Here is a 23,456-nt window from a genome sequence, read left to right on the forward strand (position 1 = left end):
AGCGTCGATCTCCGTCTTGTCGCCAGTCGATCCACGCCCCATCTACCGCGTCTCGCGCCGGCTTGCGCGACCGGAACAAATCTGGAACAATTCACCCCATGCTGACTCATATTTCGGTGCGCGGCGCGCGCGAGCACAATCTCAAGGGCGTGGACGTCGAGATCCCGCGCGACACGCTGACGGTGATCACCGGCCTGTCGGGATCGGGCAAGTCGAGCCTCGCCTTCGACACCATCTATGCCGAGGGTCAGCGCCGCTACGTCGAATCGCTGTCGGCCTATGCGCGGCAATTCTTGGAACTGATGCAGAAGCCCGATGTCGATCATATCGAGGGGCTGAGCCCGGCGATCTCGATCGAGCAGAAGACCACCAGCCGCAATCCCCGCTCGACCGTCGCGACCGTCACCGAGATCTACGATTATATGCGCCTGCTCTGGGCGCGCGTCGGCATTCCCTACAGCCCGGCGACGGGGCTGCCGATCGCGGCGCAGACGGTCAGCCAGATGGTCGACCGGGTGATGCAGTTGCCGGAGGGCACGCGCTTCTACCTGCTCGCCCCCGTCGTGCGCGGCCGCAAGGGCGAGTATCGCAAGGAACTGGCCGAATGGCAGAAAGCGGGCTTCACCCGCGTGCGCATCGACGGCGAGTTCCACGACATCGAAAGCGCGCCCGCACTCGACAAGAAATACAAGCACGACATCGAGGTGGTGGTCGATCGCATCGCGGTACGCGAGGGGATCGAGACACGGCTGGCCGACAGTTTCGAAACCGCGCTGAAGCTGGCCGAGGGCCTCGCCTATGCCGACATGGCCGACGGCCCGGTGCCGGGGCGCGAGACGACGGGCGCCGATGGCGGCGCGATGAAGGGCGCGGGCGTGCCCGAGAACCGCATCGTCTTTTCCGAGAAATTCGCCTGCCCGGTTTCCGGCTTCACCATCGCCGAGATCGAGCCGCGCCTGTTCAGTTTCAACGCGCCGCAAGGCGCCTGCCCGGCGTGCGACGGGCTGGGCGAGAAATTGCTCTTCGACGAGGATCTCGTCGTCCCCAATCACGCGCTGAGCCTGAAAAAGGGCGCGATCGTGCCCTGGGCGAAATCCAACCCACCTTCGCCTTATTATATGCAGGTGCTCGACAGCCTGGCGCGAGAGTTCGGTTTCGCGCTGGACACGCCTTGGCAGGACCTGCCGGGCGAAGTGCGGCTGATCATCCTGCACGGCACCGGCGGAAAACCCGTCACACTGCGTTTCCAGGACGGGCGCAAATCCTATGAGGTGAAGAAGGCGTTCGAGGGCGTGATCGGCAATCTCAATCGCCGCATGCTTCAGACCGAGAGCGCCTGGATGCGCGAGGAGCTGGGCAAATACCAGTCAGCGGCGGCGTGCGAGGTGTGTGAGGGCGCGCGGCTGAAACCCGAGGCGCTGGCGGTGAAGGTCGCCATGGCCGATATCAGCAGCATCACGCGCATGTCGGTGGTCGATGCGCTGCCCTGGTTCACCGACCTGCCCAATCACCTGAGCGACCAGCAGCGCGCGATCGCCGAACGCATCCTGAAGGAGATCGTCGAGCGCATCGGCTTCCTCAACAATGTCGGGCTCGACTATCTCAATCTCGATCGCACCAGCGGCACGCTCTCGGGCGGTGAATCGCAGCGCATCCGCCTGGCCAGCCAGATCGGCAGCGGGCTTTCGGGCGTGCTCTACGTGCTCGACGAGCCGTCGATCGGCCTGCATCAGCGCGACAACGACATGCTGCTGGCGACGCTGCGCCGCCTGCGCGACCTGGGCAATACCGTGCTCGTCGTCGAACATGACGAGGATGCGATCCGCACCGCCGACCATGTCATCGACATGGGGCCGGGCGCGGGCGTGCATGGCGGCGAGATCGTCGCGCAGGGCAAGCTGGGGGATATCCTCGCCAACGAAAACAGCCTGACCGGCGATTATCTCGCCGGCCGCCGCGAAGTGCCGGTGCCGGCGAAGCGCCGCAAGGGCACGGGCAAGAAGCTGACGGTGCACAATGCCACCGCCAACAATCTGCGCGGCGTGACCGCGTCGATCCCGCTCGGCACCTTCACCTGCATCACCGGCGTGTCGGGATCGGGCAAGTCGAGCTTCACCGTCGACACGCTGTATGCGGCCTCGGCGCGCGCGCTCAACGGTGCGCGGGTGATCGCAGGCAAGCATGAGAAGATCACCGGGCTCGACCATCTCGACAAGGTGATCGACATCGATCAGTCGCCGATCGGCCGCACCCCGCGATCGAACCCGGCCACCTATACCGGCGCCTTCACCAATATCCGCGACTGGTTCGCCGGGCTGCCCGAGGCGGAAGCGCGCGGCTACAAGCCCGGCCGTTTCAGCTTCAACGTCAAGGGCGGCCGCTGCGAGGCCTGCACCGGCGACGGGCTGATCAAGATCGAGATGCACTTCCTGCCCGACGTCTATGTCACCTGCGATGTCTGCCACGGCGCGCGCTACAATCGCGAGACGCTGGAGGTGAAGTTCAAGGGCAAGTCGATCGCCGACGTGCTCGACATGACCGTCGAGGATGCGGTGGAGTTCTTCAAGGCGGTGCCGCCGATCCGCGACAAGATGGCGATGCTCGCCGAAGTCGGCCTGGGTTACGTCAAGGTCGGCCAGCAGGCGACGACGCTGTCGGGCGGCGAGGCGCAACGCGTGAAGCTCGCCAAGGAACTGAGCCGCCGGGCGACGGGCAACACGCTCTACATCCTCGACGAGCCGACCACCGGCCTGCATTTCGAGGATGTCCGCAAGCTGCTCGAAGTGCTCCATGCGCTGGTCGAGCAGGGCAACAGCGTGGTCGTGATCGAGCATAATCTCGACGTCATCAAGACCGCCGACTGGATCATCGATCTTGGCCCCGAGGGCGGCGTGAAGGGCGGCGAGATCGTCGCCGAAGGCACGCCCGAAAAGGTCGCTGAGAATCCGCGCAGCTTCACCGGCAGCTATCTGAAGCCGCTGCTCGTGCGGGGGAAGAAGGCACCGGCGAAGGAACTGGCGCTGGAGGGCGAAGCGGCGGAGTGAAGCCCTTGCCGCAAGACGGGTGACGGAAATCCTGATGCCCGCATGAAGGAGCCAGGATGGAATAGCGGCGACAGCCAAGCGATACACGTCGCGCCCCTGACCAAGGGACGCAGTGCCGTCAGGGCGTGTAGCGCATCCTCTCCCGGTCGGGGTCGACCTGTGGATAAGCACGGTCTCCGCGAACATTGACCATCGGCTTCGCGGCGTCGCGCATCGCCTGTTCGCGTTCTCGCCGCTGGATCTCCACGCCTCTGGACGGAGCATGCGGCGTGACGCCGCGTTGTTCGGCTTCGGCGCGCTCCATCATCCCCTTTATGCGGGGCAGGTCGAACTGAACGAAGCGCTTGATGTCGCCATGCTCCATCTCCTTCGCCATGGCATCCATCATCTGGCCGGATGCCAACTCCAGAAAGGCGAAATTGGGCTTCATCCCGACCGGTCCGCCATCAAGATCGAAGGTCGCGCCAAGCTTTGTCTTGCCATCGGCGGTTGGCTCCACGGTGAAGTCGATATCGGCGATCTCCTCGCCATCCGCCAACACTTCGATCGAGACCGACTTGTCTTCGCGCTTCTCGGTCTCGAAGGTGAGCGCCTTGCCCTTTCCGGCAAGGCCGTCCGGCCCGGCCACTGGCGCCTGCATGCCGGGCTGGAAGTCTTCGATACGCTGCGCTTCGACCAGGTCGGCGCTCGCTGCGAGCAATTCATATACCGTTTCCGGCGATTGATTCACGATTCGCTCGTGATGCACGCCGCCATCGCTTGTCGCATAGACGCCCGCCGCCGCGACACCCACCATGCCGATGATCGCACTTCGCATATGGCCCCACTCCCCCGGCCAGCGGGACAATGGAGGTGAGCGGTTAACGATCGATCTCCGTATCGCGCAATCTGATCCAATACGGATATAATTCCACCTTCGAGACCGTGCTTCAAAGAGCCGTAGATGCGAAGTACGGCGAACGCGCTCGACAGTCTTATCCGGCCGCATTAGCGGAAATCATGTTTTGGAGGGGGGACTATAACCATGGAAGTCTTGCTGATCCTCTGGCTCCTGTGTGGCGTGGCCGCGATGCTTGTCATGCAGAACAAGGGGCGGAGCGGATGCGGCGGATTCGCGCTTGGCTTCCTGGTGGGGCCGATCGGGTTGGTCATCGCGCTGATTCTTTCGTCGGATCATCGCGAACTTGAAAAGAAGGCGCTCAACGACGGTGCGATGCGCAAATGTCCGCAATGCGCCGAACTCGTGCGCGCGGAGGCCCGCAAATGCCGCTTCTGCGGCACCGACCTTCCCTCGATAGACTGACCGCGCGAGTTCGGGAACATCGCGACGCACCGGGTCGTTCTTCGGATATCAGGAACGATCAGGACACGGCCGATGAAACCGATTTTCCTCGCCGCGCCGGCGCTTCTTCTGTGCGCGGCGCACGTCAGCGCACAGACTCCACCGGCGACTGACCCAGGCCATCCGCGTACACCTCTGGAGCAGGATCGCGGTTACGACAAGCCGAGCGCCCGCACCGATGCGATCAACGCCCCCAATCAGGCCGAACGCGCCGCCGCCAATGCCGAAGTGGCGGCACGTCCGCCGAGCCGGACGGAGATGAGCCCCGAAGCGCAAGCGCAATATGACGCGGATCTGGCGGCCTATCTCTCCGCGCTGCGCACGCGTCGACAGATCGCCGCCGCGGACGAGCGGCTGTATGTACGCCAGCAGACGGCCTATGCAGATGCGATGTATGTCTGGCGCCTGCAGGTGGCCGACTGCCGCGCCGGCCGCAAGGAAGCGTGCAAGGCCCCCGCGCCCGATCCGGCCGATTTCTTTAAATAGGGCGAAAGACGCCACCTCACATACAAGGAGACGCCGCATGATCGTCGACAATAGCGAAATCGAAGAGGCCTTTGCCGAGGCACAGCGGCAAAGGGGGCAATCGGGCAGTCCCGGCGACGATGGCCGGATCGGTGCGGGGCCAGAGGATGATTTCGCCGACGAAGGCTATGACGACAGCCAGCGCGCCGAGATACTCGAAGCGGAAAGCCAGGGCCCGCGCGGTGCGCGTGGCGTCCTGCAGACTGACATCACCCCAGATCTGGGCGGCGGCGATGCCGATGATGACGAAATCGAGGACGATGCGGATCGCATCGACCGGATCGAAGACACGGACGAACCTTTCACGCGCGGCGATTGAAGCAGGAGCGTCCGGTCGGCGCCCATTCCATCACAGGCGGGCCGACGACCTCAGCCACCCCGGAAAACGCGGTTTGGCAGCGTCGCGCGCGGTTGCTGCGGCGGGATACAAGTGGCCAGCATGTCAGCGCGCACGATGGGCTGGGCGATATCCGACGCGGTGGGACGAAGCACACTCGATTTTTGTGTCGGCATCGTCATCACGCGTCCTCCATCCTGTGTTGGTGAAGGGCAAAATCGTGACCGGCCTTGTTGGTTCAAATCGCTGCGGCGCAGCAGAGATTATCCCTTGCACCCGGCATCTGAACGGATGAGCCGATACATCGGATAGGTTCCATAGCGTTTGGCGAGCGCGATCCGGCCAACATAGCGGCAGCGGTACGTATCCGGCGCCTCCAGCGCCAGGATCGCGGCGAAAGGTTCGGTGACGAAGACCGCGCCGGGCGGCGTCACCGGTTCGATCCGCGCGGCGCGCGACACTTCGGTGCCATAGAAATTGATGCGCCCGGTGATCCGATCGAGCGTCCGATAAGCGGGGCCGTAATGCGCGCCGATCCTCATGCCGCCGCCATGCGCCAGGCCGAGCGATCCATAATCGAAATCGGCCAGCCGGTACTGGAGCGCCAGCGCGATCTCGGCGGCGGCGGTCGCGCTCGACGCGACCGCATAAAGCGCGTCGCCCCAGCTGTTGCGGCACAGCACCTCGTCGCCGCGCTCGTCGAGCACATCGGCGACATGACGCATCACGCCATTCCAGAAGCTCGGCAACACGGTTTCGGCAAGCCCCGAGAAACCGGGAAAATCGGTGAACAGGATCGCAGCCAGCGCGCGATCGCTCTGGGCCTCAGCTTCGGCCGGCGGGCGCACCAATGCCCGGTCGATCCTTCCGGGATCGACGATATCGGTTTCGCCGCCACGCTCGCGCCAGACGGCGACGTCAGCGCCGGTGCCCGCCGATCCCGATACCGCCAACCCATCCCATATCGCGAACTGGCGCGGCGAAGTGCCAAGGTGGTGGGGGCGCCGCCCCCCCCCCCCCGCCCGCCCCCCCCCCCCCCCCCCCCCCCCCCCCCGCCAGCCCCATCGCGACACGGCTGCCATAGGCGAACTGATCGGGGTCGCCGACATAGGCCATCTCGCTGGCGAAGGTCCGGCTGGTCGCCGCCGCCAGGCAGCGTTCGAAACGCGGCACCCAGGCGTCACCGGCGGGGCGGATCGACTGGGCGATGAAATCCTCATGCGCGAAGGGCAAAACCACATGCAGCTCACCGCCACGCGCTAGCATCGCCTCCGCGATCAGGATGTCGGCGCCCGCCGCCAGCGCGCCATAGGCGAAGCCGACATCGTCCGCCGCCAGACGGGATGCGATCTCGGCCGCGAGCATGGCCTCGGCATCAGCGTCGGAAGCGAACATATGCCCGCAATAATGGATCACGCGCGGCGGCCGGATCGGCGCGAGCAACCGTTCGGTCGCGCCCTCCGTCAGCCCCATATGCGCGGCCAGCGCAACGAATTGCCGGCACGTGGTCGATCGCGCGCCATGATCGGCGCCGTCGAGCGTCACCGCGCGGCGCAGCATCGCCTCGCTCTCGGTGGCGTGCCCCAGGATCAACATGGCCTCGGCGCCGGTCGCCGCCGTATAATAATCGCGCGGATCATCGATCGCGGGATGGCGCAGGATCGCCTCCGCGATTTGCCGCGCATCTTCGCTCCGCCCGCACAAAGCCGCGAGGCTGGCGGCGTTGATGCCGGGATAGGGATCGCCGCTGCCGTCGAACAGCGCATCATATGCATCCGACGCGGCCGCCAGCGCATCCAGCCGGTGATCGCCCGGCGGCATCGCGAGCGCGCGATCCTTGAGCAGCCGCGCGCCGATCGCACGGTGGTGCGGATCACTGGATCGATCGAGGCCATATTCGCCGAACAGTTCCGCCGCGCGATCAACATCGCCCATCCGCGCCAGCGCCAGCACAAGCTGATGCCGGATCGCGGCGGATTCATCACCCTCGCCGACCGCCGACACCGCCTCGTCATAAGCCGCGATCAGGTCGCCGCGCGCGATCGCCCGGCGCGCGCGATCGAGCGCTTCGGTCATCGATTCAATCTGCCGCCTCGCCGATGGCTTCCGCGTCTTGGGCGGCTTCGCGCGCCACCGCAGCGCGCCGGCGCAGCAGTTTCGCGGTGACGATGATCGCCGGCACGAACAATGCGACGATGCCGAAGACCAGCGCGAAGATGTCACCCGGGCCGGCATAGCTGTCCAGCAGCTTCTTGAGCGGCGTCCAGCAGAACCAGACGGCGACGATCCAGAGCAATGCGCCGATATACAGCGCCAGCCGGTTCTCCAGCACGATGCCCAGCCCGGAAAGGCCGCCGTCCGACCTGCCGGCCTTGGCGCCGGAGGCAGCGCGGAAACGGGCGAGCTCCATCTCCGCCTGTTGCTGCCCCGTGCGCGCCTCTTCCAGTTCGCGACGCATCCGCACCATTTCGCGCGCGCCGGTCGCGACTTCGCCCGATTGCGCCTTGGCCGCATCCACCTGTTCGGCAAGCTCGGCCTCCAACGCCGCGCGCTTGGCGCGCTCGCCGGCGAGCTGCTGGCGCATGTCGGGCATGGCGCGTTCGACGATGGTGTCGATCACGTCGGACGCCAGCGGATCGGCCGCATTGCGCGCCAGCCAGCGCTTCCAGTCGTCGATGCTGCCGGTGCGGCTCAGCCGCGCATATTCCGCCAGGCCCGGACGGTCGAGCAATTCGCCGATCCGCGCGACGATGCCGATCCATACCGGATTGTCGCTGCCTTCCGCCCCCACCGGCAGTATCTCCGCCTGGACCGATCGGAATTCGAGCGGCAACTGGCACGGTTCAAGCTGGACCGCGATCAGCCCGCTGCGTTCCTTGCCGGTGCGCGCCTCGTTGCGGACCCAGTCGGATTCGGCGGAGGTCTGCGACCAGAGCACGAGCAGCGCCTTGGCCGCCTCGATCTCGCGTTCGATCTCCCGATCGAACGACGCGCCCGCGCCGATCCCGGCATCGAACCACACGCCGATCTTGAGCGCGGCGAGCGCGTCGCGGATCGCGATGCAGCGATCGCGATCGTTCCGGGAATAGCTGATGAAGATATCGGCCATGGCTGTTTCCTGCCCGTCCGGTTGGCGATGACAGGACTATAGACCAGGCTGGTGGAGCGGCAAGTGATCGCCGGCACAGCATGCGCGTCCTCGCAAGATTCGCTGTGAGTGGAAGGTCATGGCTCTGTCATGATCGCCGACTAGCGTTCGCCATCGGCATCCGCCGAGCAGAATATTCGAGCGCGGGCGGATCGCAGCGCGGGCTTCGAGCCCCGCAAGGACGCCGCCGGCGCGTCGTGTGAAAGGGACAGCACGATGACGGCCGACTATTTCTCTCTCGCAGGCGGCAAGTTCGAACAGAACTGGACCAATACCGGCCTGATCACCACCGATGACAACTGGTCCGCCGTCCCGAGCATCATCGGTTATCGCGGCGACGACATCACCACGGTCACCGCGACCGATCCACAGACCCTGCTGGGCAATGATACACCGGGCGTGGTCGACGTCATCGCCAATCAGACCAACCCCAATACGCAGGCCACGGGCGGCGTCGCCGAATTCGCGATCACCGATCCGACGATCGCACTACAGGGATCGGGCACCGCCGACGCGCCCTATATCGTGATCCATCTCGATTCGACCGGCCGCCAGAATATCCAGTTCAGCTTCAATGCCCGCGACATCGACGGATCTGCGGACAATTCCGTCCAGCAGATCGCAGTCCAATACCGGACCAGCCCAACGGGTAGCTGGACCAACCTGCCTGCCGGCTACATCGCCGATGCAAGCACCGGCCCCAACCTCGCGACCCTGGTCACGCCGGTTTCGGTGACGCTGCCCGCCGGCGCCAATAACCAGGCGACGCTCCAGATCCGCGTGATGACGACCAATGCGATCGGCAATGACGAATGGATCGGCATCGACGATATCGTCGTGACCAGCAGCGCGATCGCGCCGTCTGCTCCGGCCGTCTCGATCAACGATGTCAGCATGCTCGAAGGCGATACCGGCACCACCCAGTTCGTCTTCACGCTGACGCGCACCGAAGCCGGGCAGGCCGCATCGGGCAGCTTCACCGTCGCGCCCGGTGCCACCAATCCCGCCTCAGCCGGCGATTTCGCTGGCAACGCTTTTCCCAGCGGCACCTTCAGCTTCGCCGTCAACGACCTGACGACGACAGTCACGATCACCGTGGCGGGCGACAGCGGTTTCGAACTGGACGAGAGTTTCGCGGTCACGCTGGGCGATCTCGTCAATCTCTCGGCCGGCGACACCACCGGGCTGGGCACGATTCAGAACGACGATATCGCACCCAATAACGGCGTGCTGTCGGTGGGCGACGTCTCGGTCGCCGAAGGCAATAGCGGCACCACCCAGTTGATCTTCACCGTCAGCCGCGGCGGCAGCACCAGCGGCGCGGTGAGCGCGAGCTATGAACTCGCCTTCGGCACCGCCGGGGCCGGCGATATCGTCGCGCGGCCGATGACCGGCACCGTCGAATTCGCGGATGGAGAAGCCTCACGCACGGTGATCGTCGAGGTGACCGGCGATTATGCGACCGAAACCGACGAGACCATCTCGCTCACCATTTCCGCGCCAACGGGCGGCGCGGTCCTGGGCGACGCATCGGGTGTCGGCACGATCACCAACGACGACCTGCCCGGCGCCTTCGCGATCAGCGACGCGACGGTGATCGAGGGCGATTTCGGGATCACGACGATCAACTTCACCGTCACGCGCACGGGCGGCGCCGGGCCGGTGACGATCGATTATGCGCCGGTGCTGGGCGGCACCGCGACCACCGACGATTTCGCCACTGTGCCGACGGGCGGAACGCTGACCTTCGCGGGCGGCGTCACCAGCCAGACGATCAGCTATCAGGTGAAGGGCGATCTCGCGATCGAGCTCGATGAGACGTTCAGCGTGGTGCTGAGCAACGCCAGCGCCGGCACGATCGCCGACGCGACGGGCGTGGGCACCATTCGCGGCGACGATTTCGCCAATGTCTTCGTCAACGAGATCCATTACGACAATCAGGGCGATCCGGACACCGGATCGGGCTTCGAGGTCGCGGGTGCGGCGGGCACCAATCTCACGGGCTGGACGATCGTCCTTTACAATGGCTCGAACGGCCAGACCTATGGCAGCGCGATCGCGCTGTCCGGCATCATCCCCAACCAGGACGATGGCTATGGCACGATTTCCGTGCCCAGCCCGATCGCGATCCAGAATGGCGCGCCCGACGGCTTCGCTTTGGTCAATGCGTCGGGGCAGGTCGTCCAGTTCCTGTCGTACGAAGGCGCGATGACCGCCACCAACGGTCCGGCCCAGGGCATGACGAGCAGCGATATCGGCGTGCTCGAAAGCGGCGGCGACGCGCCCGGCCTGTCGCTGCAGCTCATCGGCACGGGCTCCGCCTATGCCGATTTCACCTGGACCAGCGCGCGCGACGACAATTTCGGCGCGGTCAATACCGGCCAGGATTTCCTGGGCGACGGCGCGACCGGCCAGATCCGCATCCAGGATGCCAGCATCCAGGAGGGCAATAGCGGCGAGACACTATTGGTACTGACCGTCACCCGCGCCGGCGGCGTCGGATCGGCGGCGAGCGTCGACTATGCGATCGCGCTCAACGGATCGTTCGACATCGACGACATCGGCGCGGGCCAACCGCTCAGCGGCACGCTCAGCTTCGATATCGGCCAGCGCGAACAGGCGGTGGTCATCCGCATCGCGGGCGACACGATGGGCGAACTCAACGAGAGCGCCACCGTCACCTTGTCCAATCCGGTCGGCCCGGTGACGATCGCCGATGGCAGCGCCACTGCGACGATCCTCAACGACGATCCGATCGAAGCGAGGATCTACGCGATCCAGGGCGAGGGCCATGTCTCCGCCTATGCCGGGCAGACGGTGATCACCCAGGGCATCGTCACCGCGGTCGACACCAACGGCTTCTACCTGCAGGACAAGACCGGCGACGGCAATGCGCGCACGTCCGACGCGATCTTCGTCTTCACCAGCACCGCGCCGACGGTCGCGGTGGGCGACGGCATCCACCTGACCGGCGTGGTCAGCGAAGTGCGCCCCGGCAATGTCGCCACCCGGCTGAGCGTCACGCAGATCACGCCGAGCGAAGTGGCGATCGACACCCACGCCAACAGCCTGCCCGCCGCTGTGCTGATCGGCACCGGCGGGCTGCTGCCGCCATCATCGGTGATCGATGACGACAGCTTCACCAGCTATGATCCGACCACCGACGGCATCGATTTCTACGAAGCACTCGAAGGCATGCGGGTGATCGTCGATACGCCGCAGGTGATTTCGAACACCGACGGCAACGAGACCTATGTCGTTGCCTCACTGGGCGCGGGCGCCACAGGGATGAGCGAGCGTGGCGGCATCGCGATCTCGCAGGGCGACTTCAACCCCGAACGGATCCTGCTCTACAAGGATTCGGGCCTGTCGGGCGATTTCAATCCCAATTACTCGATCGGCGACCAGCTGAGCAGCGTCACCGGCATCGTCACGTCGTTCGACAGCTATGAAGTGCAGGTGATCGGCGCGGTCACCGTGACCAAGGATGTCCAGCTCGCCCAGGAGACGACCGCCCTCGCCAAGGATGTCGATCACCTGACCATCGCCGACTATAATGTCGAGAATCTCGATCCGAGCGACGGCGCGCAGAAGTTCAACATCCTTGCCGGCAACATCGTCTATAATCTCGGCGCGCCGGACATCATCGCGCTGCAGGAGATCCAGGACAGCAACGGCGCGGTCAATGACGGCACGGTTTCGTCCGCGCTGACCGTGCAGATGCTGATCGACGCGATCGTCGCGGCCGGCGGCCCGACCTACAGCTATATCGAAGTCACCCCCACCGACGGTTCGAGCGGGGGCGAGCCGGGCGGCAATATCCGCAACGGCTATCTCTACAACGACGCGCGCGTCGATTATGTCGCGGGCAGCGCGGAAGCGGTGCCGGGCGCGGCGTTCAACGGATCGCGCAGCCCGCTCGCCGCGCAATTCACGTTCAACGACGAGACGATCACGCTCGTCAACGTCCACTTCACCTCGCGCATCGGCAGCGATCCGCTGTTCGGATCGGTCCAGCCGCCGGCGGACGCGGGCGACGGCGCGCGCACCAACCAGGCGCTGGCGGTGCGCGCCTATGTGAACGACATCCTCTCCGCCGACGCCGATGCCCATATCGGCGTGCTCGGCGACTTCAACGGTTTCTATTTCGAAGCGGCGTCGGCCGCGCTCGAAGCCGGCGGCGTGCTCACCAATCTCCACCGCACGCTCGATCCGTCCGAACGCTACACCTATCTGTTCGAGGGCAACCTCCAGGCGATCGACAATTTCCTCGTCTCGCCGGGCCTGTACGGGAATGCGCAGTTCGACGCGGTTCATCTCAACGCCGAACGTCTCGCATCGCCGACGCGCCCGACCGATCATGATCCGATCGTCGCGCGCTTCTACATCCCGCTCAACGACGCGCCCGAAAACCTGACGATCGACGATGCGACGGTGGACGAGAACGCACCTGCCGGAACGCTGGTCGGTACGATCTCCGCCGACGATCCCGACGCCGACGTGCTGACCTACGCGCTGACCGACAATGCCGGCGGCATATTCGCCATCGATTCGAAGACCGGCGCGGTCACGACGACGGCGCCGCTGAACTTCGAGAGCCAGTCGAACTACACCGTCACCGCGACGGCGACCGATCCCAAAGGCCTGTTCGTGACCAAACAGATCACGATCGGCCTCAACGACCTGAACGAGACGCCGACGACGCCGGGGATCAGCCCGGCAAGCGTGAACGAGAATGCGCCCGCCGGCACGATCGTCGGCACCGTTGCCGCGAGCGACCCCGATAGCGACACGCTCAGCTACGCGCTTCTTGGCGCGGACGCCGGTTTCTTTGCGATAGACGCGGCGACGGGCGTGGTCACCACCAGGCAGGCGTTCGATTTCGAGGGAGATGCCAGCTACACGCTCACGCTGCGCGCCACCGATCCCGATGGGCTGTTCAGCGAATCCACCGTCACCATCTCGATCGACGACCTCAATGAAACGCCGACCGGCCTGGCCGTCGACAAGAGCGCGTTCAACGAAGGCGTCGCCGCCGGCACATTGATCGCCACGGCAAGCGCGAGCGATCCCGACGGCGATGCGCTCACCTATTCCCTTTCGGGCACCGATGCCGCGCTGTTCGCGATCGATGCGGTGACCGGCGCGATCACGACCAAGAGCGGTGCGACCGCGGTGGCGGGCGGCGATTATATGCTGACCGTGCGTGCCACCGACGGCGACGGCGCATTCGACGAGGATGCGTTCGCCTTCACCGTCAACGACCGGCCCGCCGCAAATGCCGACGCGGTCGCGATCAACGAGAATGCGACCAGCGCGAACCTGGTGCCCATGCTGCTCGGCAACGATATCGATGACGGCGCGATCACGATCGTCGGTGTCGGCACCGGCAGCACATTGGGCAGCGTGATCTTCGACGCCGGCACGCAGACACTGCGCTACGTCGCGGACGATCCCTCGTTCGACACGCTGAGCCCCGGCCAGACCACCACCGACAGCTTCACCTACACCGTGATCGACGGTGGCGGGCTGCAAAGCAGCGCCACCGTCACCGTGACGATCACCGGGATCGGCGACGGTCAGGTGATGGTCGGCGGCGGACGCGGCGCCGGCGGCGCGGTGACGGGCGGCGCCAATGAAGACCGGCTCTACGGTTTCGCGGGTGCGCAAAGCCTGGACGGCAAGGGTGGTGACGACACGCTGATCGGCGGCGCCGGCAACGACACGCTGACCGGCGGGGCGGGCAACGACGTCTTCCAGATCGGCTATCAGGACGGCGCCGACGTCATCACCGACTATATGCCCGGCGAGGACCGGATCGCGCTGGCCGAAGGGCTCGACGTGATCGGGTCGAGCGTCGGCGACACCAATGACGACGGCATCGACGATCTGATCATCCAGCTCGAGTACCAAGGCAGCCTGACGCTGCTGGGCATTTCCGATATCGGCCAGGTGACCTTCGTCCCACCGCCGCCGATCGGCTAACGCCGGTCCATCTGCGCCCGTCGTCATTGTCTCGCTCCGCGAGCAATGACGACGGCAGAACAAGGCTGTTACCGCTTCATCACCCGCCCGTCCTTCATGACGAACGCCACTTTCTCAAGCACGGTGATGTCGGTCAGCGGATCGCCATCCACCGCGACGATGTCCGCGAACTTGCCCGGTGCGATCGAGCCGATCTTGTCGCTCATGTCGAGCGCCTTCGCGGCGTTGACCGTCGCCGCGCGGATCGCTTCGACCGGAGGCAGGCCGGCGCCGACCAGTTCGCGGAACTCGCCCGATTCCGACGTGGCGAGCGCGGGCATGAAATCGCTGCCGTAGAGAATGGGCACACCCAGCTTATAGGCCTTGAGCGTGCTCGCCCGCGCCTCAGCGTACAGGTCGCGCGTGATACCGCTCTTGCGGAGCACCGGCATCAGCCGCTGCACGACGATCAGCGTCGGCGTATAGGCCGCGCCCGTCTTTTTCATCATCGCGACGACGCTGTCGTCGATCGGACCATGCTCGATCGTGTCGGCCCCGGCCTCCAGCGCCTGCAATGTCGGTGCCGTCGCCGCCGAATGCACCGCGACCTTGCGGCCCAGCCGATGCGCGGTCTCGACGATCGCACGCACTTCCTCGGGATATTCAACGGCGGTGATGCGCGGATCGGAGATGGCGAGATCGGCGGTGCGCAGCTTGATGACGTCAGCACCGCGCTTGATCTCCTCGCGCACCGCGCGCCGGCAATCCTCGACCCCCGCGCACGATCCCCGATTCTTCATGATCGGCTCCAGCGTCTCGCGCAGCCCGAAGGCCGATGTGTCGAGATCACCGCCAGCGACCATGAACTGGGGCTCGCTCACGATCATGCGCGGGCCGTCGATCTCGCCCTTGGCGATCGCATCGCGCAGGTCGTAGGAAATGCTCGCAGGATCGAACAGGCCGCGGATCGTGGTGAAGCCGTTCGAGAGCACGGCACGCAGCACCGGCAGCGTTTCCAAAGTCGTGCGCGACTGGCGGGCCAGATGCCGCTTCGCCACCCAGAAGCCCGGATTCGAAGCCGCCACCTCCTCGGCATCGGGGCCGGTGACGTGCGCATGCATGTCGATGAAGCCCGGCAGCACGAAGCGGTTCGACAGGTCGATCACCACAGGGCCGTCGACGAACCCGTCGACCACTGCCTTGACGACCCCGCCCTCAACGATGATCGACTGACGGTGCCGGGGCGGCTTGCCGGGCTCGGCCATCAGCGTGCCGGCATGGATGATCGTCCGCTGCACCGGCGCAACCGCCTGTACGGGCACCGGATCACCGGTTTGCGCGATTGCAGCCCCGCAAAGCAGCAATGGGCCAAGAGCCAGCCCGTATCTCAATCGCATATCATCTGTCCTTCCTTTCGGGGGTTCAGTTGCCGCCGAAGCGGAAGCCTAGTTCGATACCGATCGTTCGCGGACGCAGGCGCGGCGCGTAGACGTCCTCCATCCCCGGCCCGAGCGGCGCGACGGTGCGCGGGCCAACCGCGCCGCGCTCATCGGTCAGATTTTCCGCGAACAGAGCCACGTTCCATCTGCCGGCCTCCACGCCCAGCCGCGCATCGACGCGCGTGATCGCGTCACCAGGGCGATAGGCGGCGAAGGATGGCGCAATGCGGCGGCTGCTGCGCTGAAAGCCGATCCGCGCATTGCCGGTGAGCGCATCCGAAAGCGGCCGGCGATAATCGATCGAGCCGTTGAGCGAGAGTTTCGGCACATTGTCGACACGCGTACCCTCGACGATCCCGGTTCCGGGCACCGCCTCGACATAGGTGGCATCGACCCAGGCGCCGCCGATCGCGATGGTCAGCCCTTTCGCGGGCCGAAGCAGCGCATTGGCTTCCACCCCGGTGGTGCGCGTGCCCGCCGAATTGATCAAGCCGTTGAATCCCGTCGCGCCGAGCGGATAGCGCACCGCGAAATCCTTCCAGCGCGCGTGATAGATCGCGCCCTCGACCATCATCAGCCCGTCGAGCAGATCGGCCTTGGCGCCGAGTTCGTAGCTCCACAGCGAATCCTGGCGGAGATTGACGGGCAGATCGATGCCCAGCGCATCGCCGATCGCGCTGGCGGTCAGCGGCTGGGTCTGTCCCGAACGGAATCCCTTAGCGACCGTGGCATAGACGGTCAGCGAGCGATCGGGACGCCAGGCGAGGCTGAAGCGCGGATTGAGACTTTCATAGCTTTTGCCGGGAACGGGCGTGACGACGCCGCCGCTCTCCTCGCGACCGTCGATGCGATCGTGGAAATAGCGGAGCCCGGCGGTCAGGTCGATCGCGTCGGCAAGGGTATAGGTCGCTTCGCCGAACACCGCATTGGCGGTCGAGCGCGCGGTCATCACCGTATCGAGCGCGAAGGGCGCATAGACCAGCGTATCCGCCCGGCGCGACCCCCGATGATAATAGCCGGCGGTCCATTTGAACGCACCGCTGCCGGTCGAGGCGATGCGCGCCTCATGCGCGGTCACGCGGATCGACGAGCCGAGTTCGAGCGGCGCGCCGAGCAGATCGCCGGTCTGCGGCAAGTCGAAACTGTTGTGCGAAAGGGCGTAGAAGAGTTCCGCGTCACCCAGGTCATAGCGCGCCGTGGCGCCGATCAGTTCGTAGCGCAGCGTGTTGGTGAGGCGGACCGAAAGCGGCTGCGTGCCATCGTCGGCCGCGTTGGCGCCGGCGTCGAAGCGGCCATCGTACAGCCAGTAGCTGGCGCCCAGCGACAGCCGCTCGACAGGATCCACGCGCAGCTTCGCGCGAAAGGTGTCGATGCGCTGATCGTTGACATTGCGCATGCCGGTCGACGGATCGTCGATCCAGCCGCCGAAATTCTCGTGCGTGCCCGCCACGCGCAACGCCACCTTGTCGGCGACGATCGGGATGTTGAGCGCGCCCTTGGCGCCATAATTGCCGCCGCCATCGCGCGTATCCGATCCGAAGAACAATCCCTTTACCGCCCAGTCGTCCAGATCGGGATCGCGCGTCAGGATGCGGATCGTGCCCCCCATCGATCCCTCGCCGAACAAGGTGCCCTGCGGGCCGCGCAACACTTCGATCCGGTCGAGATCCCAGGACCGCACATCGGGCGAGAGGGGCACGTTGACGCCGGTGAAGGGCAGTTCGTCGAGATAGTAGCCATTCTCGTTGGCGCCCAATGTCGTCGAGATGCCGCGCACCGTGATCTTGGTGATGCCGTCGCCGGTGTCGAAGATGCCAACGCCCGGCGCTTCCTGAAGCACATCGGCCAGACTGCGCGCACCGCGCTGGTCGAGCGTATCGCCGGTCATCGCGGTGATCGCGATCGGAACCTCGATCAGCCGCTCCTCACGCTTGCGCGCGGTGACGACAATATCCTCGACCGCCTCGACGCCCGTTTCCGATGTCTGCGCATGGCCGGCGTCGGCAACTGCGCCGGCTGAAAGCCCGAACGCGATCGCCCAGGCCGAAATTCCGTGAATCGGTTTCATGACATCCTCCCCTTTTCGTTCCGTCCGGCGATTATTCTAGCGATTAAACGAACGAACGATCGTTTTTTATTTTAGGGTCACATCGGGAGTCAATGAATAAAAGAATGATCGATCTTTTTTCTTGAATTCGACAGCGCCGCGCGCCACGCTGCCGCCATGCCGAAGAGAGATGCAGCCCATATGGAAGCGCAGCGCGTGCGCATCATGCAGGCCGCGCTCGGCTGCATCGCGGAGAAGGGGGTCGAGCGGACCTCGATCGGCGATATCCGCATCGCCGCCGGCCTCAGCACCGGCGCGATCTATGTACATTTCAAGGACAAGGATGAACTCGTCGCTGCAGTGTTGGCGCATTTCACGCCGGTGCCCGGTGGGCCGAGCCCAGCGACCTGGGCCGAATTCAAGGCCTATCTGTTCGACGAGGTCTCACCGACAAGCCTCGCGCAGGTCGATCAGATCAGGGCGCTGCTCAATCTGCAGGCCGATGCGATGAACCCCGGCCTGCTGCGGACGACGATGACCACGATGATGGCGCGAAGTGCCGCGAACCTGGCCGACAAACTGCAAGAGCTGGTCGAATCGGGTGAAATCGCGCTGCGCCATCCGGTCGAGGAAACTGCGCGCATCATCTCCGGCTTCGTCAACGGCGTGCTCTGGCAGGCGATCGTGGCGGATCGGCCACTGCAACCCGAAATCGCGATGATCAAGACCGCGCTCGACGATCTCGTACGGCTCCCAACCCACACGGCATAAAGCAGCACTGGCGGCCGGAAATGCGGCTATGCCGAGTGTCGATTGGCGAGGTTCAGAATGGTGCCCGGGGACGGAGTCGAACCGCCGACACTGCGATTTTCAGTCGCATGCTCTACCAACTGAGCTACCCGGGCATCTGTCCGCGAACGCGGAAGTGGCGCCTATAGAGAAGGCTAGTGCTCGCTGTCCAGCCCGTTTGACGGCTTTTCGTGCAAAGCCCCCTCGGCGGGGGGGCCGGGGATGCGATAACCTTCGCCCAGCCAGCGCAGCAGATCGCGATCCTTGCAGCCACGGCTACAAAAGGGCGCATGGTCGGCAGCGGTCTGGGCACCGCAAAGCGGGCAGGCATCGGTCTTGCTCATTTGGGATAGATAGACGCTCGTTGGCGCTTATTGAAGCGGCGCGAGCGTGATCGACCGCCCCGTCCGGCGAGCCAGTGCCTCGATCCAGTCGCCACGGGCACTTGCCAGCACATGCTCACCACGTGCGAGAGACAGCACGCCGTCCGTCGGCAGATCCCGCTCGGCACGGCGCAACGCCGCGCGCAGGCGCGCCGCGACCGGATCGGCGGCGAGCAGTTCGGGCAATGAGGCGCGCTGACGCCTGCGCACGACCTGCAGGAAACCGAAACCATTCACCGCCGTCCGTTCGAACGGCTGCGGCAATGCCGCATCGAGCGCCTCGGCGGCGAGGCGGCGGGCCTGACGACCGGGCAAGGTCGGCAGATCGATTCCGATCGATCCACCAATACCCATGCGGCGAATCGCCCTTCCCGCCGCCATGGCTCCAGCGATGGCGAGCGCCTCGACCGGCGGGCCGCCATCAACATCGAACAGGGTCATGGCGGGCGTCACCGACATGCGCAGCGCACCACCGACAAAGGCGATCTCACCGCTTTCCGCTTCCTCGATCAGTTCGGACCAGCCCGCCGCTTCCAGCAGATCGGGCTCGTACGGCTGAAGGATGCGGACGGGCGTTCCATTGGCACGGATGCGGTCGAGCAGACTGGCTCCCGACCGAACGTCTTCGTCAGGCAACGCGGCCACAGCCTTGGCGCGCTTCGGCCGGCCGGCTTCGGGTATGGCTTCACGAACGATGCGGATGCGGATCGGCGCGCCCTGCGTCGTGCCAGGCGGGATACCATCGAGGATCGCCTCACCGCCATCGTCCAGCAGGACCCGACCACTCAGGCGAGGAACGAGAATCTCGGAAAGCCGCGCATCCGCCACGGTGCCGACGCGCAGGGGGCCGCCCTCGGGCTCGATCGCGGCCTCCAAGATCTCGCCATCGGCCACGAGCGCGGCGCGCGCCTCGCCGATACCGTCCTCATAGAGCCATTCAGCCACGCGATTCGCCGACGGCATAGCCGGCCGATTCGAGCAACGCGCGCGTCTCGAACACGGGAAGGCCGATCACACCGGACGGGCTGCCGCCGACGAAGCGGATCAGTGCCCCCGCCTGACCCTGAAGCGCATAGCCACCCGCCTTGCCGCGCCATTCGCCGCTCGTGACATAAGCGTCGATCTCGGCGACGCTCAGCCGCTTGAAGGTGACGATGGTGGTCGACAGCCGGTGCCGCGCGCCACCGTCGGGATGCACCAGGGTCACAGCGCTCAGCACCCGATGGCGACGGCCGGAAAGCAACGCCAGGCACTGCCGTGCCTCCGCCTCGGTCTCGGCTTTGGGCAGAATGCGGCGCCCCACCGCGACAACCGTGTCGGCGGCGAGCACCAGCGCACCGGGTTGACGCGCCGCCACGAGCGCCGCCTTCGCCGCAGCCACACGGCGCGCATAGGCGGGTGGCTGTTCAGCGGTCAGCGGAGTTTCGTCGATATCCGCAGGATCGATCGCATCGGGCGTGACACCGATCTGCGCGAGCAGGTCCACCCGGCGCGGACTGGCCGATGCAAGGACGAGGCGCACGGCCCAGCCCTTATTTAAAGCGGTAGGTGATCCGACCCTTGGTCAGGTCGTAAGGCGTGAGTTCGACGAGCACCTCGTCGCCCACGAGCACGCGGATGCGGTTCTTGCGCATCTTGCCGGCGGTGTGGCCGAGAATCTCATGATCATTCTCGAGCCGGACGCGGAACATGGCATTGGGGAGAAGCTCCACCACCTGCCCGCGCATTTCCAGAAGTTCTTCCTTCGCCATGCACTCTCTTAGGTATAATCGGGAAAATTCGCGCCGCCTTAGCGCCAAAGCGCGCCAAAGGAAAGCGCGGTCATATCTTCGTCATTTTGACCACCGTGATGGCGGTTTTCAATCGCCGTTCAGCGACTTGCCTGCCCGCCCGGCAAGCTCGACCGCATATTGCCAGGCGATCCGGCCGGAGCGGCTGCCGCGCTGCTGCGCCCAGAGCAAGGCATCGGCGGCATCGAACACCAGCCCGTGGCGATCGGCATAGGCGCCGACCATGGAGAGATAGGTATCCTGGTCGCAATTGTGGAAGCCGAGATTGAGCCCAAACCGATCCGCCAGCGCCAGCCGGTCGTCCACCACGTCGCGCGGATTGATCGCGCTCTGCTGCTCTTCCATCGCGCGCGAGACGATATGGCGGCGGTTCGAAGTGACGTGGAGCCGGGCATTGGCCGGCCGTGCTTCCGCGCCGCCCTCCAGCAACGAGCGCAGCACGCGCGGGTCAGCACCGCCGGCATCCTCGAAACCCAGATCGTCGATGAAGATCGCGAAGGCGCGCGGCACATTCGCGATCGCGCCGAACAGGGCGGGCAAGGTGCCGATGCGATCGCCCGCCACCTCGATCAGCGCCAGATCGGCGCCCTCGTCGCGCAGCGCGCCGACCACGCTCTTGACCAAGGCGGACTTGCCCATGCCGCGCGATCCCCAGAGGAGTACGTCGTGCGCGGCATGACCGGATGCGAGACGGCGCGTATTTTCAAGCACCGCGCCCTTTTGCGCGTCGATGCCCGTGAGCAGCGCCAGCGGCAGCGGCGCGAAGGCCCGCGCGGCGGCCAAGGCCCCGTCGCGCCAGACATAGGCGGGATGCGCGGCGGGATCGGCGGACGCCGACGGGGGCGGAGCAAGCCGCTCAAGTGCTGCGGCGATGCGGGCAAGGTCGCTGGAGGATTCGGTCATGACAGTCTCGACAGGAAAGAAGGATCTTAGCGTTCGCGCTGGAGCGCAACGACGCGGCCGCGCTCGCTTTCGGGAATCAATCCCTCCAGCACCGTCCAGAAGCCGGCGACAGCCCCCTGCCCCGCCTGGGCATAAGCGGCCGAGACCTTCTCGCGCAGCGCCTCGAACAGCCGCGCTTCCAGTGCGGCGCCCTCGGCGGTCAGTCGCAGCAGGCGCTGGCGCCGGTCGCTGGTGCCCGTCCGCTGCTCGACGAGCCCGCGCGCCGAGAGCTCGTTGAGTACGCGCCCCAGCGACTGTTTAGTGATCGCCAGCAGCTTCAGCAATTCGCTGACCGTCAGGTCCGGCTGGCGCGCGATGAAATACAGCGCCCGATGATGCGCGCGGCCGAGCCCCTGAAGGCCGAGCTCATCATCGATCGCGCGGGTCATGTGGCTATAGCCGAAATACAGCAGTTCGACGCCCCGACGAATCTCGGGTTCGCGCAGAAAAAGCGGCGAAGCAGCAGTCGCGTTTGGGACAGCCATATTGACGTATTTATCCTTAGTCCCTAGTCCCCCGCAAGGCGAGCGCACCCGCCAAAACCGAGAGGAAATATCATGTCGTCAGCCTCCCTATCCACTTTCGCGTTCGAACCCAATCCCACCCCGCTCGCGATCGAAGATCGCGCGAAGCTGTTGGTCGATCCCGGATTCGGCAAGGTTTTCACGGATCACATGGCGATCGTGGAATATAATGAGGGCGAAGGCTGGCATTCGGCGCGAATCGCGCCGCGCGGATCGGTGACGATGGATCCGGCGTCTTCGGTGCTCCACTATGCGCAGGAAATTTTCGAAGGCCTGAAGGCCTATAGCCGCCCCGACGGCGGCGCCGCGCTGTTCCGGCCCGAAGCCAATGCGCGCCGCTTCAACGATTCGGCGCGCCGGCTGGCGATGCCGTCGATCCCGGAGGAACTCTTCCTCGAATCGATCGACGCACTGGTCCGCGCCGATTCGGGCTGGATCCCGCAGGGCGAGGACGGCGCGCTCTATCTGCGTCCCTTCATGATCGCGAGCGAAGTGTTCCTGGGCGTGAAGCCCTCTTCGCAATATCTCTACATGGTGCTCGCCTCGTCGGTCGGCGCCTATTTCAAGGGCAGCACCCCGGCGGTTTCGCTGTGGGTCACGCGCGAATATACGCGCGCCGCGCCTGGCGGCACCGGTGCGGCGAAGTGCGGCGGCAATTATGCGGCCAGCCTCGTCGCCCAGGCCGAGGCGATCCGCAACGGTTGCGACCAGGTGGTGTTCCTCGACGCGGTCGAGCGTCGCTGGATCGAGGAACTCGGCGGCATGAACGTGTTCTTCGTCTTCGATGACGGATCGATGCTCACCCCGCCACTGGGCACCATCCTGCCCGGCATCACTCGTGATTCGATCCTGACGCTCGCCCGCGCACAGGGCATCACGGTGCGCGAGGAACTCTACTCGATCGAGCAATGGGAGGCCGACGCCAAGAGCGGACGCCTGACCGAAGCCTTCGCCTGTGGCACCGCGGCGGTGGTGACGCCGATCGGCAGCGTCGCGAGCGCGGAGGGCAAGTTCACGATCGGCGGCCAGTCCGCCGGCCCGCTCACCCAGCGCATCCGCTCGATGCTGGTCGACATCCAGCGCGGCAAGGCGCCCGATCCCTATGGTTGGGTGAAGCAGGTTATCTGAGCCTGATAAAAAAGGGGGCGAGGCAAATGCCAAACCCCCTTTTCAGCCGCGGGG

At 65.6% G+C, this 23,456-nt stretch carries 19 protein-coding genes and 1 tRNA gene; 7 read left to right on the forward strand and 13 right to left on the reverse strand.

Features of this window, described 5'->3' with window-relative positions:
• The first annotated feature begins 98 nt into the window (after window positions 1–98).
• Complete coding sequence (uvrA, locus tag ACODTA_RS15595) at window positions 99–3,044, forward strand: excinuclease ABC subunit UvrA (protein ID WP_489066878.1); 2,946 nt, start codon at window positions 99–101, stop codon at window positions 3,042–3,044.
• A gap of 118 nt (window positions 3,045–3,162) precedes the next feature.
• Here uvrA and ACODTA_RS15600 read toward each other — a convergent pair whose 3' ends face one another.
• Complete coding sequence (locus ACODTA_RS15600; RefSeq protein WP_489066879.1) at window positions 3,163–3,861, reverse strand: SRPBCC family protein; 699 nt, start codon at window positions 3,859–3,861, stop codon at window positions 3,163–3,165.
• A gap of 207 nt (window positions 3,862–4,068) precedes the next feature.
• On the opposite strand from ACODTA_RS15600, the gene ACODTA_RS15605 reads away from it, so the two are divergent.
• From ACODTA_RS15605 to ACODTA_RS15615, 3 genes are all read left to right on the forward strand, one after another.
• Complete coding sequence (locus ACODTA_RS15605) at window positions 4,069–4,347, forward strand: zinc ribbon domain-containing protein (RefSeq protein ID WP_489066880.1); 279 nt, start codon at window positions 4,069–4,071, stop codon at window positions 4,345–4,347.
• A gap of 72 nt (window positions 4,348–4,419) precedes the next feature.
• Complete coding sequence (locus ACODTA_RS15610) at window positions 4,420–4,872, forward strand: hypothetical protein (RefSeq protein ID WP_489066881.1); 453 nt, start codon at window positions 4,420–4,422, stop codon at window positions 4,870–4,872.
• A gap of 37 nt (window positions 4,873–4,909) precedes the next feature.
• A complete protein-coding gene (locus tag ACODTA_RS15615) occupies window positions 4,910–5,230 on the forward strand; it encodes a hypothetical protein (protein ID WP_489066882.1) in 321 nt (106 codons plus the stop codon).
• Window positions 5,231–5,511: 281 nt separating this feature from the next.
• On the opposite strand, the gene ACODTA_RS15620 is transcribed toward ACODTA_RS15615, so the two are convergent.
• The 3 genes from ACODTA_RS15620 to ACODTA_RS15630 are packed head-to-tail and all read right to left on the reverse strand — an operon-like array spanning window position 5,512 to window position 8,357.
• On the reverse strand, window positions 5,512–6,201 hold the full coding sequence (locus tag ACODTA_RS15620; protein WP_489066883.1) for an adenylate/guanylate cyclase domain-containing protein: 690 nt from the start codon (window positions 6,199–6,201) through the stop codon (window positions 5,512–5,514).
• A complete protein-coding gene (locus ACODTA_RS15625) occupies window positions 6,167–7,324 on the reverse strand; it encodes a tetratricopeptide repeat-containing protein (RefSeq protein WP_489066884.1) in 1,158 nt (385 codons plus the stop codon). Before ACODTA_RS15625 ends, ACODTA_RS15620 begins: the two co-directional genes overlap by 35 nt.
• A 4-nt stretch (window positions 7,325–7,328) precedes the next feature.
• Entirely contained in the window at window positions 7,329–8,357 is a 1,029-nt protein-coding gene (locus ACODTA_RS15630) for a TIR domain-containing protein (protein WP_489066885.1), read from the reverse strand.
• Window positions 8,358–8,612: 255 nt separating this feature from the next.
• Between ACODTA_RS15630 and ACODTA_RS15635 the strand changes: the two genes are divergently transcribed.
• Window positions 8,613–14,381 (forward strand): cadherin domain-containing protein, encoded by a 5,769-nt coding sequence (locus ACODTA_RS15635; RefSeq protein WP_489066886.1) that lies wholly within the window; start codon window positions 8,613–8,615, stop codon window positions 14,379–14,381.
• A 68-nt stretch (window positions 14,382–14,449) separates the two neighbouring features.
• Here the strand turns inward: ACODTA_RS15635 and ACODTA_RS15640 are convergent, their stop codons facing one another.
• Both ACODTA_RS15640 and ACODTA_RS15645 read right to left on the reverse strand, forming a co-directional pair.
• Complete coding sequence (locus ACODTA_RS15640) at window positions 14,450–15,757, reverse strand: amidohydrolase family protein (protein WP_489066887.1); 1,308 nt, start codon at window positions 15,755–15,757, stop codon at window positions 14,450–14,452.
• A gap of 25 nt (window positions 15,758–15,782) precedes the next feature.
• Window positions 15,783–17,867, reverse strand: a complete 2,085-nt coding sequence (locus ACODTA_RS15645) for a TonB-dependent receptor (RefSeq protein ID WP_489066888.1) — start codon at window positions 17,865–17,867, stop codon at window positions 15,783–15,785.
• Between the two features lie 156 nt (window positions 17,868–18,023).
• On the opposite strand from ACODTA_RS15645, the gene ACODTA_RS15650 reads away from it, so the two are divergent.
• Window positions 18,024–18,617: a TetR/AcrR family transcriptional regulator gene (locus ACODTA_RS15650; protein ID WP_489066889.1), complete on the forward strand. Its 594-nt coding sequence runs from the start codon at window positions 18,024–18,026 to the stop codon at window positions 18,615–18,617.
• Window positions 18,618–18,675: 58 nt separating this feature from the next.
• Here ACODTA_RS15650 and ACODTA_RS15655 read toward each other — a convergent pair.
• The 7 genes from ACODTA_RS15655 to ACODTA_RS15685 all read right to left on the reverse strand — a co-directional run bounded on the left by ACODTA_RS15655 (window position 18,676) and on the right by ACODTA_RS15685 (window position 22,235).
• A tRNA-Phe gene (locus ACODTA_RS15655) sits at window positions 18,676–18,751 on the reverse strand.
• A 39-nt stretch (window positions 18,752–18,790) separates the two neighbouring features.
• Window positions 18,791–18,979: a DNA gyrase inhibitor YacG gene (locus ACODTA_RS15660; RefSeq protein WP_489066890.1), complete on the reverse strand. Its 189-nt coding sequence runs from the start codon at window positions 18,977–18,979 to the stop codon at window positions 18,791–18,793.
• A gap of 27 nt (window positions 18,980–19,006) precedes the next feature.
• Window positions 19,007–19,963, reverse strand: coding sequence for a ribonuclease (locus tag ACODTA_RS15665; RefSeq protein ID WP_489066891.1), 957 nt, complete (start codon window positions 19,961–19,963; stop codon window positions 19,007–19,009).
• A complete protein-coding gene (locus tag ACODTA_RS15670; RefSeq protein ID WP_489066892.1) occupies window positions 19,956–20,540 on the reverse strand; it encodes a Maf family protein in 585 nt (194 codons plus the stop codon). Before ACODTA_RS15670 ends, ACODTA_RS15665 begins: the two co-directional genes overlap by 8 nt.
• A gap of 10 nt (window positions 20,541–20,550) precedes the next feature.
• Window positions 20,551–20,769, reverse strand: a complete 219-nt coding sequence (gene infA / locus ACODTA_RS15675; protein WP_003049127.1) for a translation initiation factor IF-1 — start codon at window positions 20,767–20,769, stop codon at window positions 20,551–20,553.
• Window positions 20,770–20,877: 108 nt separating this feature from the next.
• Complete coding sequence (locus tag ACODTA_RS15680; RefSeq protein WP_489066893.1) at window positions 20,878–21,711, reverse strand: ATP-binding protein; 834 nt, start codon at window positions 21,709–21,711, stop codon at window positions 20,878–20,880.
• A 26-nt stretch (window positions 21,712–21,737) separates the two neighbouring features.
• Complete coding sequence (locus tag ACODTA_RS15685) at window positions 21,738–22,235, reverse strand: MarR family winged helix-turn-helix transcriptional regulator (RefSeq protein WP_222991347.1); 498 nt, start codon at window positions 22,233–22,235, stop codon at window positions 21,738–21,740.
• Between the two features lie 72 nt (window positions 22,236–22,307).
• On the opposite strand from ACODTA_RS15685, the gene ACODTA_RS15690 reads away from it, so the two are divergent.
• Complete coding sequence (locus ACODTA_RS15690) at window positions 22,308–23,402, forward strand: branched-chain amino acid aminotransferase (RefSeq protein WP_489066894.1); 1,095 nt, start codon at window positions 22,308–22,310, stop codon at window positions 23,400–23,402.
• Window positions 23,403–23,456 lie beyond the last annotated feature (54 nt).

This window comes from Sphingomonas sp. FG14, from assembly GCF_057809675.1.

Coding starts and splice junctions, on each gene's coding strand:
- uvrA (WP_489066878.1), top strand. CDS start 99: ATGCTGACTCATATTTCGGTGCGCGGCGCGCGCGAGCACAATCTCAAG.
- ACODTA_RS15600 (WP_489066879.1), bottom strand. CDS start 3,861: ATGCGAAGTGCGATCATCGGCATGGTGGGTGTCGCGGCGGCGGGCGTC.
- ACODTA_RS15605 (WP_489066880.1), top strand. CDS start 4,069: ATGGAAGTCTTGCTGATCCTCTGGCTCCTGTGTGGCGTGGCCGCGATG.
- ACODTA_RS15610 (WP_489066881.1), top strand. CDS start 4,420: ATGAAACCGATTTTCCTCGCCGCGCCGGCGCTTCTTCTGTGCGCGGCG.
- ACODTA_RS15615 (WP_489066882.1), top strand. CDS start 4,910: ATGATCGTCGACAATAGCGAAATCGAAGAGGCCTTTGCCGAGGCACAG.
- ACODTA_RS15625 (WP_489066884.1), bottom strand. CDS start 7,324: ATGACCGAAGCGCTCGATCGCGCGCGCCGGGCGATCGCGCGCGGCGAC.
- ACODTA_RS15630 (WP_489066885.1), bottom strand. CDS start 8,357: ATGGCCGATATCTTCATCAGCTATTCCCGGAACGATCGCGATCGCTGC.
- ACODTA_RS15635 (WP_489066886.1), top strand. CDS start 8,613: ATGACGGCCGACTATTTCTCTCTCGCAGGCGGCAAGTTCGAACAGAAC.
- ACODTA_RS15640 (WP_489066887.1), bottom strand. CDS start 15,757: ATGCGATTGAGATACGGGCTGGCTCTTGGCCCATTGCTGCTTTGCGGG.
- ACODTA_RS15645 (WP_489066888.1), bottom strand. CDS start 17,867: ATGAAACCGATTCACGGAATTTCGGCCTGGGCGATCGCGTTCGGGCTT.
- ACODTA_RS15650 (WP_489066889.1), top strand. CDS start 18,024: ATGCCGAAGAGAGATGCAGCCCATATGGAAGCGCAGCGCGTGCGCATC.
- ACODTA_RS15660 (WP_489066890.1), bottom strand. CDS start 18,979: ATGAGCAAGACCGATGCCTGCCCGCTTTGCGGTGCCCAGACCGCTGCC.
- infA (WP_003049127.1), bottom strand. CDS start 20,769: ATGGCGAAGGAAGAACTTCTGGAAATGCGCGGGCAGGTGGTGGAGCTT.
- ACODTA_RS15680 (WP_489066893.1), bottom strand. CDS start 21,711: ATGACCGAATCCTCCAGCGACCTTGCCCGCATCGCCGCAGCACTTGAG.
- ACODTA_RS15685 (WP_222991347.1), bottom strand. CDS start 22,235: ATGGCTGTCCCAAACGCGACTGCTGCTTCGCCGCTTTTTCTGCGCGAA.
- ACODTA_RS15690 (WP_489066894.1), top strand. CDS start 22,308: ATGTCGTCAGCCTCCCTATCCACTTTCGCGTTCGAACCCAATCCCACC.